Genomic DNA, 15,112 nt, shown 5'->3' with positions numbered 1-15,112 from the left:
CGGAAGGTACCGCCGGTCACGGGCGGTGGGAGCGGACACACCCGCCGACCACCGGCACCGTTGGCACCACCGAAGCGCTACGCCCGCCCGACAAGCTCGTATCCGGCCTCCGCAACGGCCTCCCGGACGGCGCCGTCCTCGACGACGCCATCGCTGACGAGGGTGACCCGACCCTCGGCCAGGTCCACGGCGACGTCCGACACGGTCGGCAGCCGCGCGAGCTCCTCGGTCACGGATCGGACGCAGTGCTGGCAGGTCATCCCGGCCACCGTGTAGGTGGTCGTGTAGGCGGTTGTCGTCATGGCCGTTCCCGTCTCCTCGTCTCCTCTTGTAAGCCGCCCCNGCCCCAATGGATCTGCCCGACCCACCGGCCCACCGGCGCCCGTCCCACCTCCCGAACATACCCTCCCCCCGTATGGTGTACCGGTACCCGGTGGGGGTATCTTCCGAACCAATGGTCGATCATCACGGGGGAGATCCCACCCACGCCGACACAGGAAGGCCGCGACGCACAGCCCCACCTTGGCCAACCCGCCGGCCTACTTCGGGCAACATGCCGAACACTTTCCGCACATGTCGAGCTTCCGGCACCATCGTGGAGAGCAGGCGCACGGGACTGTGACCGGATGGGCGGCCAGCTGGGCGACGGGAGCGCATCACATCAGCGCATCGCAATACGGCCGGATGGTCCAGAGTCCATCAGATCCTGCGCGGACGGACGACCGGCACATCAGCCGGGCACCCACGACCCGGCACGTCGGGGCGCCGCCTCGCGGTGGTCACCCACCGGTCCGGCGCGGCCCGCTCCCGGCGCGGCCCGCTCCCGGCGCGGCCCGCTCCCGGCGCGGCCCGCTCCGTTGAGCGCGGCCTCCCGCCCGGATACCTGTCCAGAAAGCTGCCGGCGGACAGGAATCGTCACCGAGGGGGACAGTCAGCGGGCGGCGGCCAAGCGGCGGGCAACCTCGGTGGCCCAGTAGGTCAGGATGATGTCCGCCCCGGCCCGGGAGATCGCGGTCAGCGTCTCGTCGATCGCCCGGTCCCGGTCGATCCACCCGGCCGCCGCGGCGGCCTCCACCATCGCGTACTCGCCCGACACCTGGTAGGCCGCCACCGGTACGTCCACCGTGTCGGCCACCGCCCGCAGCACGTCCAGGTAGGCCAGCGCCGGTTTCACCATCACCGCGTCCGCGCCCTCGGCGAGGTCGAGCGCGACCTCGCGCCGGGCCTCCTCGGCCGAGCGAGCCGGATCCTGCTGGTAACCGGTCCGGTCCCCGAACTGCGGGGCGCACTCGGCGGCCTCGCGAAACGGCCCGTAGAACGCCGAAGCATACTTAGCCGAGTAGGCGATGATCGGCAGGTCGACGAAGCCCTCCGCGTCCAGCGCGGCCCGGATCGCGCCGACCTGGCCGTCCATCATCCCGCTCGGCGCGACGACCTCGGCACCCGCACGGGCCTGCGCCACGGCGATCGCGCCGTAGCGCGCCAGGGTGGCGTCGTTGTCGACCTCCCCGGAGTCGGTGAGCAGACCGCAGTGCCCGTGGTCGGTGTACTCGTCCAGGCACAGGTCCGTCATCAGGACGACGTCGCCACCGACCTCGGAGGCAAGATCGGCGAGCGCGAGCTGGACGATGCCGTCCGGGTCGTCGGCGGCCGAGCCCCGGGCGTCCTTCTCCGCGGGCACACCAAACAGGATGAGCCCGCCCACGCCGGCCTCGGCGGCCTCGACGGCCGCCCCCCGCAGCGAGGAGCGGGTGTGCTGGACGACACCAGGCATCGAGGCCAGTGGAACGGGATCGGCCACGCCCTCCTTGACGAACATCGGCAGCACCAGGTCGGACGGGTGCAACCGCACGTTCGAGACCAGCCGGCGCAGCGCGGACGAGCGGCGCAGCCGGCGGGGACGTGCCGTCGGATAGCCGGCCCCGGCCCCGGCCCCGTTCCCCCGGGCCTGCGCCCTCACCGCCGCGAGCCTCGCCGTGGCTTCGGCAACCGCGCAGCGAGCGGCCCGATCTTCCCGAGCTCCTCCCGGTGTTCGGCAGCGAACTCCGCCAGCGCCCCGACAAGGGCGGGGATGGACGCCTCCGGAGCCTGCACGTCGACGCGCAGCCCGAGCTCCTGGGCAGTGGCGGCCGTCGCCGGACCGATCACGGCGATCACCGTCGTCTCGTGGGGCTTGCCGGCGATGCCGACCAGGTTGCGCACGGTCGAGGATGAGGTGAAGACGACCGCGTCGACCCGGCCGCCCTTCAGCGCCTCCCGGATGGATGCGGGCGGCGGAGCGGCACGCACGGTGCGGTAGGCCGTCACGTCATCGACCTGCCAGCCGCGTTCCTTCAGGCCGGCGACCAGGGTCTCGGTGGCGATGTCGGCACGCGGCAGCAGCACCCGGTCGAGCAGGTCGAGGGTGTCGTCGAAGTCCGGCCAGTCCGCCAGCAGCCCCTCGCTGGACTGCTGCCCGGACGGGACGAGATCGGGCCGGATACCGAAGGTACGCAGCGCGTCGGCCGTCGCCTCGCCGATCGCCGCAACCTTGACCCCCGCGAACGCGCGGGCGTCGAGGCTGCGTTCCTCGACCTTCTCCTGCACCGCCTTGACCGCGTTGACCGAGGTGAAGGCCACCCACTGGTAGCGCCCAGAGACCAGACCGGTGATCGCGCGCTCCATCGGGGCGGCGGTCCGCGGGGGCTCGACGGCGATCGTCGGCACCTCCAGCGGGCTTGCGCCGTGCGAACGCAGCAGGTCGGACAGGATCGCCGCCTGTTCCTTGGTCCGCGGGACCAGCACCGTCCAACCGAACAGCGCCCGGGTCTCCCACCAGGAGAGCTTGCCGCGGGTCGCGACCACCGGGCCGATGGACAGCACGACCTGGGTGATCGGGGTGGGGGCCGCGGTCAACAGCGGTGCCGTGTCCGCCTCGACCCGGTCGAGCGTCGAGGTGACGGTGCGCTGGTCGGTGGTGGTGCCGTCCACGGTCACCGCGATCGGGGTGTCACCGGGCCGCCCGTGCTCGACGAGCGCCGCCGCGACCTTGCCGACCTCCGTCGGTGCCGCCGTGACCACGAGGGTGCCCGGGGTCTGGGCGAGGGCACCCCAGTCCAGGTCACCGGGGGAGGAGATCGGCGCACCGAACCCGCCGAAGCCGCCCGCGGCACCGAGGCCCAGCGGCGAGCCGAACCCGCCGGTTCCCAGGCCACCGCCGAGCCCGCCCCCGAGACCGGCGATCGGCCGTCCGCCCAGCCGCGAGGCCCCGAACGGAGGACCGGTGAGCGGACCCACCGGCTCGCTCCCGCCGAACGGCGAGGACGCCGGCACGGTGCCCGACGACGAGAAGACCCCGGAGGTACTGGCGAAGGTGACCGGCGCGCCCGGGGCGACCCCGGCGTAGGTCGCGACCGCGGCGCCGGTGAGGATGCCGGGCACCACCCGATAGGGGATCTTGGCCTTCGCGAGCGCCTGGGCGTCCGCGGCGCCGATGCGGGTCAGCCACGGATCGGAGGCGTAGAGCCGGACCACCTTGTCACCGGCACGGGCCCTGCTCACCACCGCGGCGGTCGCCGCCTCCGCGTCACGGACCGGCTTCGGCGCCTCGAGGTCGCCGATGCGCAGCACTTCGGCGGTGAGGTTCTCCACCACCGCCGGCGCCACCTCGGGATCGGCAACCACCAGGTCGGCGGCGGCCAGGGTCTCGACCGCGAGGACGGTGAGCAGTCCGGGGTCACGCGGTCCGGCACCCACCAGGGCGACCGGGGAGACGGGCTTCTTCGTTCGTCGGGTGGCCATGCTCAGCGGGTTCCCATCAGCGAGTGTGCTCCGGCGGACAGCATGTCGTCCGCGAGGCGCTGCCCGAGCGCCTCCGGGTCGACGGCGGATCCGGTGACGTCACGCCGGAGGACATCGCTTCCGTCCGGCGCGGCGACGACCGCCCGCAGGCACAGACGACCCGCGGGAGGCGCACCGCCGGCCTCCGCCGCGGCTCCTTCGGCCAGCTCCGGAAGAAGCTCGGCCAAGGCGCCGACCGGGGCAGTACAACCAGCTTCGATGCCGGCGAGGAACGCGCGTTCCGCTCTGACCGCGACGGACGACGATGCGTCATCGAGCACAAACCGTAGCAGCTCGGCGAGGCCCGTATCGACGGGCTGGCCGCCATCTGACCACGTTTCGCCACCGGTTTGTCCCACAGCGGGACCTGAACCCGGCCCGGCGGGCACCAGAGCGCGCGCCGGACCGGCCACGACGAGCCCGGCACCGCCCGTGCACTCGATCGCCAGGGCTCCCTGGCCGGGCGCGGGCAGCATCACCGTGGGTTCGAGGATCTCGGTGACGGCATCGAGCCGGTCGAGCCGCGCCAGCCCGGCGTGCGCGAGGACGACCGCGTCCACCTCACCGTCGATGGCCTTCTTCAACCGGGTGTCGACATTGCCGCGGATCGTGACGACCTCCAGCCCGAGGCCGAGAGCACGCAGCTGCGCGGCGCGACGTGGGGATCCGGTCGCGATCCGGGCGCCGGCCCTGAGCTCGGCCAGGCGCCGCCCGCTCGGGGCGACCAGCACGTCCCGGGGGTCCGCCCGCGGCGGGACCGCGGCGAGCACCAGACCGGGTGGGGTGGCCGTCGGAAGGTCCTTCAACGAGTGGACCGCCAGGTCGATCTCGCCGGACAGCAGGGCGTCGCGCAGCGCGCTGACGAAGACGCCGGTCCCGCCGATCTGGCTGATCTCCCCGGACGAGCGGTCCCCCGCCGTGACGATCGGCACCAGCTCGACGGCGCAGCCCACCCGCGCCCGCAGGGTGGCAGCGACCGTCCCGGACTGGGCCAGCGCCAGCGCCGAGCGCCGTGTTCCCAGCCGCAGCCGGCGGCCGGCGAAACGGGCCAGCAGGTCGGCGCCGGTACCCGTGGCGCCGGTACCCGTGGCGCCGATGCTCGTCGGATCGGTACTCGTCGGGTCGGTACTCGTCGGGTCGATCCCCGTCACGAACGCTCCAGCAGATCAAGGTCAGGCGCGGACACCACGGCGGGCACCTCACGCGGCAGATCGAACAGTTCCCGCAGGGCCTCGGCGTAGGCGTCCCCACCGGGCGCCCCGGCCAGCTCCTGTACCCGCACGGTCGGGGCGTGCAGCAGCTTGTCGACGACGCGCCGGACCGAGCCCTCCACCAGGCTCCACTCCCGATCGTCGAGGTCGGGCAGGCGGGTGTGCAACCGGGCGAGCTCGCTACGCACCACGGCGGCGGCGTGGGCCCGCAGCGCGACGACGGTCGGCGCCACCCGGCCCGCCCGCCGGCGGTCGAGGAAGCTCGCGACCTCGGCGGCGACCAGCGCGCGGACCGCCTCCACGTCGTGCGTCACCTGGGCGCCGTCCAGCGCGATGCGCAGTGCGTCCAGGTCGATCAGACTCACCCCGGGCAGCTCGCGCACCCCCGGGTCGATATCGTGCGGCAGGGCCAGATCGAGGAAGACCAGCGGGCGCCCTGCCCGGCCGGGCAGGGCCGCGGCAACCAGCTCGTGCTCGACAACGAGACCGCTCGCGCCGGTCGAGGAGATCACCAGGTCCGCCATGGTGATCTCGTGGGCCAGGTCGGTGAGACCGACGACCCGGGCCTCGTGGGCCTCGGCGACGCGGGCCGCCCGGGCGGCGGTCCTGTTCGCGATCACAACCTCCCCGGCGCCAGCTCGCCGGACGGTCTGCGCGGCCAGCGATCCCACCGCGCCGGCACCGATGAGCAGCACCCGGGTCCCGGCCAACGGCGGGGGTTCGGGCGTCACGGCGTGTCGCGGCCCCTCGGCCGCGACTCCTCCCCCGTCCAGCGCCCGCCCGCCCGGCGGCGCCACCGGCACGGCCGGAACCTCGCTGTGGAGGCCCAGGCCGGAAGCGGCCAGCCGGACACCCACCGAGACAATGGAGGCGCCGGCGGCATCGATGGACGTCTCGGAGTGGGCCCGCTTGCCGACCCGCAGCGCGGCCTGGAACAGGCCGGACAGCGCGCTGCCCGCCACCCCGGCGGCCTGACCGGCCCGGAAGGCCGTGCGTACCTGACCGAGGATCTGGCTCTCCCCGACAAGCATGGAGTCCAAGCCGCACACCACCGAGAACAGGTGCCCGATGGCCCGCGCCTCGTGGTGGACGTACAGGTGGCCGGCAAGATCACCGAGGTCGATCCCACAGATCCGGCTGAGCTGGTCGGAGATGTCGGCGACCCCGCCGTGGAAGGTCTCAACCTCGGCATAGATCTCGATGCGGTTGCACGTCGAGAGCACCACAGCCTCGCTGACGTGGGTGCCCTCGGCCAGATCGTGCAGGACCTTCGGGATGTCCTCGGCCGAGACCGAGGTGCGTTCGAGCAACGACGTGGGCGCGGTCTGGTGGTTGAGCCCGACCACCAGGAGGCTCACGACGCCTCACCTCCGGCCATCAGCGCTCCCGCGGCCGGCAGCGTCCCGCGCGCCGGCGATCCAGGCTCCGGGGTGTGCTCCAGGCGCACCGCGCCCGGTTCCCCCTCCCGATCATCCCGGGTCGGCCGATCGTCCCGAGCCATCCCGGCCGGACGAGCTGCCCCCGCCGGACGAGTCATGCCTACTTGCCGAGTCACCCGCACGACCTCATCCGTATCGGTCTCCAGCCTGCCCGCGGAGGGCTCCGTCCCGTCCGCGCTCGTCACCCCGTCCAGGCCCGCCGCCCCGAGCGCGGCGAGGACCTCGTCGCCGCCTGGCAGCGCCTCGCGTGCCGAGGGCGCCCGCCGCGCCGGGCGCGCCCGGCGCGGCGGCACGGCGTCACGCCCGGAGCCGGCGCCCGGTGTGGATCTCGCGCCCCGTCTCGGTGATGTGTCCCGTGCCGGCGACGGACGTTTACGTGCTTCATGGAACGAGAGGATCTGCAGTTCCACGGCAAGGTCGACTTTACGCACGTCCACACCGTCGGGTACCGAAAGCACCGTGGGGGCGAAGTTGAGGATGCTGGTGACCCCGGCAGCGACCAGACGATCACACACCCCCTGCGCCGCGGCTGCCGGCGTGCAGATCATCCCGATCGTGACCTGACCCTGGACGATCACCTGTTCGAGATCGCCGACGGGACTGACGACAACCTCACCGACCCGCTCGCCGACTCGCTCGGGATCCGCGTCGACCAGGGCCACGATCCGAAAGCCCCTGGCATAAAAGCCGCCGTAACCCGCCAGGGCGTGGCCGAGGTTGCCGACTCCCACCAGCACAACCGCTCTGTCCTCGGTGAGGCCCAGTTTCGCGGCGATGCAGTCGAGCAGGACATCCACCTCGTAGCCGACGCCCCGCGTGCCGTAGGAACCGAGATGGGACAGATCCTTGCGAACCTTGGCCGGAGTGACTCCGGCGGCGGCCGCGAGCGTGTCCGAAGACACAGTATAAACCCCGCTTTCCGCCAATGTCGTCAGCACCCGGAGGTAGAGCGGAAGCCGCGCGACCGTCGCCTCCGGAACGTCGGAGGAACGCCTGGAAGCCGTGTCACTACGTGTACGTCGCCGGATCACCGCCGGGCGACGCCGTGGCTGACTCATCCGCGGCTCCGATCTCTAGGCGCGCGGTTACGCCCGGAGCTATGGGCCCGAATCCGTGGCCCCGCCGACACCCAGCGTGCGGTAGTCCCGGCGTGCGGTAGTCGGCGCCACAAGTCGGCTGTCCTCGGGCAGTGTACGACTTCGTGAAGGGATTCACGAAGTGCCGAGGAGAGCCGGCCCCCTGATCAGCGACCACCCTTGGCAGGGCGCAGCGCCCACCGGCCGCCGGCGAGCGCCCGCCGCAGCCGGTCCTCCTCCACCCGCCAGTAACCGTGTTCCCGGCCGTCGAGCAGGATGACCGGCACCCGGTCGCCGTAGGCGTCGGCAAGCTGGGGATCGGCGTCGACATCGGCCTCCCGCCACCCGACCTGCTCCTGCTCGGCGACCCGGACGACCGCCGCCCGCGCGGTGTCGCACAGATGACATCCCGTCCGGGTGAGCAGTGTGATACGCACACCGTCGCGGCCGGAATCCGCCTGTTCCAACCCGTCGTCCATTCCCCGATGGTAGGCGCGATCCCCGTCGCCGCCGAGTGGCTTTCCGAACCGCTCGGTGGGACCGAGGTCCGTTCAGGGGCCCGGCCCCGGCCCCGGCGTGCGGTCCGGTCCGGACCTCGCCGGAAGACGCCCTCTGCCTGCGCCCGGACGATCTCCGACTTCCCGCGCTCCCTCCTCCGGCTACACTCAGCTACTAACGGAACCATGTGCGCCGGGCCTTCCGGCCCACCTTGCCGCGACCGCATCCTCCGGAGCCCGGGCTGTGACCGAATGCACGCTCGCCGACCTCGTCGACCTCGTCGACCTCGCCGCCCCGCGCCGCGGCCCCCTCCGCCGGCAGGACGCGATGTCCCCGGTGGGCGCCCGGGAGGACCGCGAGCGAGTCGGGGACCCTCAGGGCGATCCGGCCGACGACGACCGGACGGCGCTCGTCGCCCGGGCCCGGCGAGGTGACGTCAACGCCTTCGGGCTGCTCTACGACCGGTACGCCAACCTCGTGTTCCGGTACGCGCTGTACCGGCTGGGCGGGGATCCGGTGGCCGCCGAGGACATCGTCAGCGAGACCTTCCTGCGTGCCTTCCGCTCCATCGGCACGTTCCAGTGGCAGGGACGGGACATCGGTGCCTGGTTCATCACCATCGCCCGCAACCTGCTGGTCGATCAGGCCCGCTCGGCGCGGCGCCGGTTCGAGATCCCGACGGCGGACATCCTCGCCGCGGCCGAGCACCGAGCCACGGCGCTGACGGCGCCGAGCCCCGAAGAGTCGATCCTGGCCGTGCTGACCCGCCGCGAGCTGCTCGACGCCGTCCGCGAACTGCGCCCGGACCAGCAGGAGTGCGTCGCGCTCCGGTTCCTCGAAGGGCTGTCGGTCCGCGAGACCGCGCTGGCCATGGGCCGCAACGAAGGGGCGGTCAAATCCTTGCAGTTCAGAGCAATTCGGACACTTGCCCGCGCCCTTCCCGCAGCAGGCACGGCCTGACCTCCGGGCCCCTCGCCGTGAGCGATATCCCAGATCACGTCGCANCCCCGGCCCGGTCGTTGTTCCACCGGCACTTTCCCGCCGTCACGTTCGAGCGGCGGCCGCCGCGAAGTCGTGCCGCACCGTACTCTGACGGCGTGCCGGCGAACCATGGCGTGGATCGCGGCGCGCGGAGGTGGCGACAAGGGGTGGGTGGCGGCCCCGGTCACTTCCCGAGCCGAGCCCTTGCTCCGCCCCGGACAGCATGGAGTTGACGATGAGGGTGCGACGACGCAGGGACCTGGCCACGACGAGGCAGGCCGCCGAGGCCGCCGCGATCGCCGCCTTGAAGGTCGCGGCCGAGGAGGTTCCGCGGGCTCCGCTGGACGAGTCGGCGGCCGCGTTCTTCGACGTGGACAACACCATGATGGCGGGCGCCTCGATCTTCTACTTCGCCCGCGGCCTGGCCGCCCGGGACTTCTTCAACTCGCGTGACCTGATCCGGTTCGGCTGGCAGCACATCACCTACCGGCTGCGTGGGCTCGAGGACCCGAGCGGCATCCGGGATGCTCGGGAGACCGCGCTTGCCTTCGTCGCCGGGCGCACGGTGGCCGAGATCGTCCGTTACGGCGAGGAGATCTACGACGAACGGATGGCCGAGCAGATCTACTCGGGTACGCACGCGCTCGCCCAGCAGCACCTTGACGCGGGCCAGCGAGTGTGGCTGGTCACGGCCACCCCGGTCGAGCTCGCCTCGGTCATCGCCCGGCGGCTGAACCTCACCGGCGCCCTCGGCACGGTCAGTGAGGTCTCCGCCGAGGGCACCTACACCGGCCACCTGGTCGGCGGCCTGCTGCACGGCCAGGCGAAGGCCGAGGCCGTGCAGGCGCTCGCCGAGCGGGAGGGCCTGGACCTGTCGCGGTGCTGGGCCTACTCGGACTCGATCAACGATCTGCCCATGCTCTCCCTGGTGGGCCACCCGGTCGCGATCAACCCGGATCCGGACCTGAAGACCGTGGCCCGGGAACGCGAATGGCCGATCAAGGACTTTCGCACGGCCCGCAAGGCAGCCAAGATCGGCATTCCGACGGCAGCCGGGGTGGGCGCGCTCGCCGGCGGGGTCGCCGCCGGCATGGCGTTGCGGCGCCGGGCCGCGGGCGCCTAGAGCACCTTCGGCGCCGGGAAAGAACCTAGAAGAACACCGAGCGGCGCTGCATCAGCAGGCTGTACAGCGTATGCTGGATGGTCTCCCGGATGCGGTCGGTGAGCTCGAACACCAGCATCGGGTCGTCCGCCGCCTCAGCGGTGTACGTCTTCGTTGGGACCGGCTCCCCGAACTCGATGATCCATTTGGACGGAAGCGGGATGAGCCCCAGCAGACCGAACCACGGGAAGGTCGGTGTAACCGGCAGGTAGGGCAGCCCGAACAGGCGAGCGAGCGACTTCGCGTTACCGATCATAGGATAGATTTCTTCGGCTCCGACGATCGTGCACGGAATGATCGGCACACCCGTCCGCAACGCGGCCGAGACGAATCCACCGCGCCCGAACCGCTGCAACTTGTACCGCTCGCTGAACGGCTTGCCGACGCCCTTGAAGCCCTCCGGCCAGACCCCGACAAGGTGCCCGGTGTTCAGCAGGTGTTCCGCGTCAGCCTGACACGCCAGAGTGTTGCCGATCTTACGAGCCAGCGGGGCCAGGAACGGCACCGCGAACACCAGGTCGGCGGCGAGCATGCGCAGGTGGCGATGGGCCGGATGATGATCGAGGATGGCCACGGCCATCATCAGCGCGTCCATTGGCAGGGTGCCCGAGTGATTGGCCACCACCAGAGCGCCACCCGTGTCCGGGATGTTCTCCAGCCCCCGGGTCTCGACCCGGAAGTAGTCCCGGTAGATCGGCCGCAGCAGCGGAGCGACGACGTGTTCGGTGAGGTCCGGGTCAAACCCGTGCTCGTCGACGACGTAGTCGCCGGTGATGCGCCGCCGCAGGAAGGCCAGCGCTCCCGCGAGGGCCGTCTCCAGATCACCGGGTTCGGCCGTCGGCGGTGGCGCACCGTCCGTCCTGGCAGCGCCATCGGGCCCGGCAGCGGCGGTGGGACCCGTCGCCGGGNCGGACGGCCCACCCNCCGCCGACCGGCTTTCGGTCAGCGTCGCCTCGGCACCGTTGAGCGAGGAGCGAGGGGACGCGGCGGCTGGACCAAGGAAGACCTCGTCGGGGGAAACCTCGTCGAGAAAAGCCGGGTCACGCGAAGCCGGGTCACGCGAAGCCGAATCGGCTGCGGCGGATTTCCAAGGCATGATCTGCGCTTCACCCCGGGATTCGTCACCTTTTATCACGTGTTCCGCCTCCCCCCTATCCGATCCCGCACCCGGCGGGCCGCAACCGCCCTCCATCACCCTGTTCCCACCAGCCGGCGTCGGGCCAGCGAATCGAGCATCCTGTGCTCGGCTCGGGAGATCAGATCGTGGTCGATGGTGAACCGGAGCCCGCGCTGGCGGACGAAACTGTCGAAGGTCTCCATCGTCGAGTACCGGGGCCGGTAACCGAAGATCTCCTTCAGCCGGGTCGTGTCCACGGCCCGGCCGTGCGCGAGGAAGTCAAGCTGCTCAGCGGAGAAGTCGACGAGCCGCAGCCGCCGGGCGATCCCGCCCAACACCCCGATCGCGGGGAACGGCACCGGCGTGGACGGCCGACCCGCTCGGCGGATCGCCTGCGAAAGCAGGAGCACACCGTCCCCGGCCACGTTGAACGTCCCCGGGTGGGCGCGGCGGGTCGCGCGCATCAGCACGGCCAACGCGTCATCGGAGTGCAGCAGCTGGATGCGGGGGTCGAAGCCGAGGACCGTGGGAACCAGCGGAAGGTCCAGATAGCGCGCGAGCGGGCTGTCGATCTGCGGACCGAGGATGTTGGTGAACCGCAGCACGGTTACCGCGATGTCGGGACGTCGCCGGCTGAATCCACGCACGTAACCCTCGACCTCGACGGCGTCCTTGGCATAGCCACCGGCGGGCAGGGCGCGCGGCTCAGTGTCCTCTGTAAACAGCGCGGGGTCGCGAGCGGACGACCCGTAGATCGACGTCGTGGACTTCACGACCAGCTTGGTGACACTGGGCGCCTTCTGGCACGCGGCCAGCAGCTGCATCGTGCCGATGACGTTGATTTCCTTCATCGCGGCCCGTCCACCCGCACCGAGCGGCGTGGCGATCACGTTCAGATGCAGCACCGTATCGATCTCCGTGGTGGAGATCACCTTTGCGATCAACGGATGCCGGATGTCCGCGCGCACGAACTGGGTCCGCCCGAGGTCGCTGGTGGGAGCAGTGGTATCGACCCCGACGACGGCCTCGACCCCCGGGTCAGCCGCGAGCGCCATCGCCACCTGCGCCCCCAACGGCCGCGCTACACCGGTCACCAACACACGGCGTGGTCTCATGGCAGTCTCCCGCAACGCCCGCATGGTCCAGCCCGGCACCCGGACCGGATGGCCGGGCGACCGGGCAGCCCGAACCAGGCCGACCGGAGCGCGCCACCGTTCCCCGGGACCGGGGGCCGCGATGTCCGGCCGAGAAAGGTTCACGCGGTCCGATCGTGGGCTCATCGTACGCCCGTCCCTCGACCGCTCATTGCACAGCGTAAGGCCAGCCGCGCACATCGAATACGGAAAGTAGGGGAAAAACAACCCGTCCGAGCCGGACGAGGATCGACGCCGGCCAGGCCCGGTGCCGCTGCCGACGCTGCCGGCCCAGCGGTGATGCCGGCATCACCGCTGGGCCGGCAGCGGAAAATCCAGGATGGAGCGTCCCGGTGACGGGCTCCTCGGCAGCTGCGCCACGACGACCGCGTCCTGGCGCCGCAGCCGCAGCAGGTCGGCCGCTCGCCCACAATTTACTGCGATCATCACTCGACGCAACGCGTCCTCACACAAGGTGACTCCACCGCGGGGCGCATCGCCGTAGGTATGCGTGAACGTGAGCCGCATGACGCGGTTGCCGGCGCGGACCTCGACCAGATCTCCCAACAGAATACCGGCGGCCTCCAGCTCGGCCCGGGTCATGTTGAGCGAGAGATTGCCGAAGTGGTCGACGGACACGACCTCGCCGTGCACATGGTCGTCGTCGACGCTGCACGCCCGCGGCTGGAAACGCGTGAGCGCGTCGGGGTCGAGCCGGGGGCCGACGTCGGTGAGGGCGAGTCCGGCCGCAAGCCGGGCCGCGACCGGCGCATAGACGTCCCGTCCCCGGAACACCGCGGTGGGCAGCGGCAGCCACAGCTCCCGGTTGGAGATCTCGTGCACCGCGGCGACGCCACCGAGCGCATCCCAGGCCAGCGACGCCACGCCGTTGTCCGGGCAGACGAAGGTCGAGCCGTCCGTGCTCCGGATCGCCGCGCCGCGGGTGTAACCGTCGGCATCGAGCCGCTCCACGACGACGAGATGAACCCCCATCGGAAGATAACCGATCGCGCCGACCAGGGTGACGGCCGCATGCCCGACGTCCTGCGGCGCGATGGCGTGGCAGACGTCGAGGACGCGCGCCGACGGGGCGTGCCGCGCGATAACCCCGTGACACACCCCTACAGAGGCATCGTCGACGCCGTAGTCGGACAGGAAATTGATCCACGATCCCGTCATGCCGTCTCCCTGGCTGCGGGCCGGCCACGCTGCCACCCGAGGGAAACAGCCTGTCACACGGTGACAGTTACAGCACGCAAAGCCACATGATACGAGACGGCATGGCGGTACGAACTCGCGACGTGCGGGGTGGACACCGGACGCCGGGGACCGCGGATCGGCCGACTGTCTCCAGGTACGACCGGACTCCCGGGTACGCCCCACCCCCCGGTGGGCGACCCGCGTCCTAGTGCGCTACCTACTTCCTGGCAGCGGCCTGACTTCCTGGCAGCGGCCTGACTTCCTGGCAGCGGCCTACTTCTTGTTGCGGCGCTGAACGCGCGTCCGCTTCAGCAACTTGCGGTGCTTCTTCTTGGCCATCCGCTTACGACGCTTCTTGATGACAGANCCCACGTNCCCGACCGATCTATGTTGAGGAAGTTACCGGGCGAGCCTACCCGCCACGGCGGGCAACCATCGGAGCCCGGGTGCTCCGGTACCCGGGTGCCCTCAACTACGGCCGAGTTCCCGCGACCGACTGCTCGCCGCCTCCAGGGCGTCCATGAGCGCCGCGCGCACACCGCGACGGTCCAGCTCCCGCAGTGCCGCGATCGTGGTCCCGGCCGGAGAGGTGACGGCCTCCCGCAACAGCGCCGGATGCTCACCGCTCTCGCGCAGCATCCGCGCCGAGCCCAGGGCGGTCTGGGTCATGAGTTCCGCGGCCAGGGTGCGGGGCAGCCCAAGGAGCACACCCGCCTCGATCATCGCATCGACAAGATAGAAGAAGTACGCCGGTCCGCTGCCGGACAGGGCCGTCACCGCGTCGAGCTGGGACTCTGCCACCCGCGTCACCCGGCCGACCGGCGTCAGCAGGGCTTCTGCCGTGGCGAGGTGCTTCTCCTCGGCGTAGCGGCCCCCGCAGATCGCCGACATCGCCTCCCCGACGAGCAGCGGGGTGTTCGTCATCACCCGGACCACCGGGGGAAGCGAAGGTAGCCGCTCCTCGAGAAGATCAGTGGTGATGCCCGCCGCCAACGACACCACGAGCGTCCCGTTCGCGACCACCGACCCGATCTCGGCCAGCAGGGTCCCGACGTCCTGGGGCTTCACCCCGATGATCAGAACATCCGCCTTGGCTGCGGCCACCGTCGGCGCCTGCACCTCGACGCCGTGACGCGCCACGATCTCACCAGCCCGGTCGGCATCACGTTCGGCCACGACGATGTCCTGAGCGGCATGCCCGGACCGCAGCAGCCCCGACAGCATCGCCCCGCCGAGCCGTCCCGCCCCCATGACCGCAACGATCATGACCATCCTTCCCTTCCACCCGCTTCTACCCCGGCCTGGAGGTTACGGCGCCCTCGGGCAGCCAGCGGAACGCGGATCCCGGCCCGCCGTCGTGCGCGGGCTACCAGCCGTAGCCCGACTGGCGATCAACTCCATGTCGCCCGTCGTACTCGAGCCGGCGTTCGTGGCCACCCCAGTGGCCGGGCTCGTGACCCGTCCAGGGCTCGTGAC

At 71.4% G+C, this 15,112-nt stretch carries 16 protein-coding genes; 3 read left to right on the top strand and 13 right to left on the bottom strand.

What is annotated here, in order from left to right; genetic code table 11:
- Positions 1-77 precede the first annotated feature (77 nt).
- The 8 genes from ALLO2_RS02730 to ALLO2_RS02700 all read right to left on the bottom strand — a co-directional run bounded on the left by ALLO2_RS02730 (position 78) and on the right by ALLO2_RS02700 (position 8,024).
- Positions 78-302: a heavy-metal-associated domain-containing protein gene (locus ALLO2_RS02730; protein ID WP_011434951.1), complete on the bottom strand. Its 225-nt coding sequence runs from the start codon at positions 300-302 to the stop codon at positions 78-80.
- Between the two features lie 428 nt (positions 303-730).
- Positions 731-919: a hypothetical protein gene (locus ALLO2_RS25340; RefSeq protein WP_139168573.1), complete on the bottom strand. Its 189-nt coding sequence runs from the start codon at positions 917-919 to the stop codon at positions 731-733.
- Positions 920-931: 12 nt separating this feature from the next.
- On the bottom strand, positions 932-1,960 hold the full coding sequence (gene hemB / locus ALLO2_RS02725) for a porphobilinogen synthase (protein ID WP_023839819.1): 1,029 nt from the start codon (positions 1,958-1,960) through the stop codon (positions 932-934).
- Complete coding sequence (locus ALLO2_RS02720) at positions 1,957-3,780, bottom strand: uroporphyrinogen-III synthase (protein ID WP_011434949.1); 1,824 nt, start codon at positions 3,778-3,780, stop codon at positions 1,957-1,959. The genes hemB and ALLO2_RS02720 overlap by 4 nt, the downstream gene beginning before the upstream one ends.
- A gap of 2 nt (positions 3,781-3,782) precedes the next feature.
- Entirely contained in the window at positions 3,783-4,970 is a 1,188-nt protein-coding gene (gene hemC, locus ALLO2_RS02715; RefSeq protein WP_011434948.1) for a hydroxymethylbilane synthase, read from the bottom strand.
- A complete protein-coding gene (locus ALLO2_RS02710; protein ID WP_011434947.1) occupies positions 4,967-6,388 on the bottom strand; it encodes a glutamyl-tRNA reductase in 1,422 nt (473 codons plus the stop codon). Before ALLO2_RS02710 ends, hemC begins: the two co-directional genes overlap by 4 nt.
- The gene (locus ALLO2_RS23880; RefSeq protein ID WP_011434946.1) at positions 6,385-7,527 is read right to left on the bottom strand and encodes a redox-sensing transcriptional repressor Rex; all 1,143 of its coding nucleotides are present in this window, start codon (positions 7,525-7,527) and stop codon (positions 6,385-6,387) included. The genes ALLO2_RS02710 and ALLO2_RS23880 overlap by 4 nt, the downstream gene beginning before the upstream one ends.
- A 185-nt stretch (positions 7,528-7,712) precedes the next feature.
- A complete protein-coding gene (locus ALLO2_RS02700; RefSeq protein ID WP_011434945.1) occupies positions 7,713-8,024 on the bottom strand; it encodes a glutaredoxin family protein in 312 nt (103 codons plus the stop codon).
- A gap of 262 nt (positions 8,025-8,286) precedes the next feature.
- On the opposite strand from ALLO2_RS02700, the gene ALLO2_RS02695 reads away from it, so the two are divergent.
- Together ALLO2_RS02695 and ALLO2_RS02690 are read left to right on the top strand one after the other, a co-directional pair.
- Complete coding sequence (locus ALLO2_RS02695; protein ID WP_011434944.1) at positions 8,287-9,003, top strand: sigma-70 family RNA polymerase sigma factor; 717 nt, start codon at positions 8,287-8,289, stop codon at positions 9,001-9,003.
- A 256-nt stretch (positions 9,004-9,259) separates the two neighbouring features.
- Positions 9,260-10,147, top strand: coding sequence for an HAD family phosphatase (locus tag ALLO2_RS02690; protein ID WP_011434943.1), 888 nt, complete (start codon positions 9,260-9,262; stop codon positions 10,145-10,147).
- Positions 10,148-10,172: 25 nt separating this feature from the next.
- On the opposite strand, the gene ALLO2_RS02685 is transcribed toward ALLO2_RS02690, so the two are convergent.
- The 5 genes from ALLO2_RS02685 to proC all read right to left on the bottom strand — a co-directional run bounded on the left by ALLO2_RS02685 (position 10,173) and on the right by proC (position 14,902).
- Positions 10,173-11,282: a lysophospholipid acyltransferase family protein gene (locus tag ALLO2_RS02685; RefSeq protein ID WP_035729500.1), complete on the bottom strand. Its 1,110-nt coding sequence runs from the start codon at positions 11,280-11,282 to the stop codon at positions 10,173-10,175.
- Between the two features lie 95 nt (positions 11,283-11,377).
- Entirely contained in the window at positions 11,378-12,418 is a 1,041-nt protein-coding gene (locus ALLO2_RS02680) for an NAD-dependent epimerase/dehydratase family protein (RefSeq protein WP_023839821.1), read from the bottom strand.
- A gap of 327 nt (positions 12,419-12,745) precedes the next feature.
- The gene (locus ALLO2_RS02675) at positions 12,746-13,615 is read right to left on the bottom strand and encodes an S-adenosyl-l-methionine hydroxide adenosyltransferase family protein (protein ID WP_023839822.1); all 870 of its coding nucleotides are present in this window, start codon (positions 13,613-13,615) and stop codon (positions 12,746-12,748) included.
- Between the two features lie 294 nt (positions 13,616-13,909).
- Positions 13,910-14,008, bottom strand: a complete 99-nt coding sequence (locus ALLO2_RS23875) for a 30S ribosomal protein bS22 (protein ID WP_003948845.1) — start codon at positions 14,006-14,008, stop codon at positions 13,910-13,912.
- Positions 14,009-14,104: 96 nt separating this feature from the next.
- A complete protein-coding gene (gene proC, locus ALLO2_RS02670) occupies positions 14,105-14,902 on the bottom strand; it encodes a pyrroline-5-carboxylate reductase (RefSeq protein ID WP_023839823.1) in 798 nt (265 codons plus the stop codon).
- Here proC and ALLO2_RS26865 point away from each other — a divergent pair.
- Positions 14,901-15,112: hypothetical protein (locus ALLO2_RS26865; protein WP_232234847.1), on the top strand; the 212-nt coding region annotated here is incomplete at its 3' end. The genes proC and ALLO2_RS26865 overlap by 2 nt on opposite strands.

Source organism: Frankia sp. Allo2 (assembly GCF_000733325.1).
GTDB lineage: Bacteria > Actinomycetota > Actinomycetes > Frankiales > Frankiaceae > Frankia > Frankia casuarinae.
Note: the sequence above shows the minus strand (reverse complement) of the source record. Positions and strands in the feature narration are given on the sequence as shown.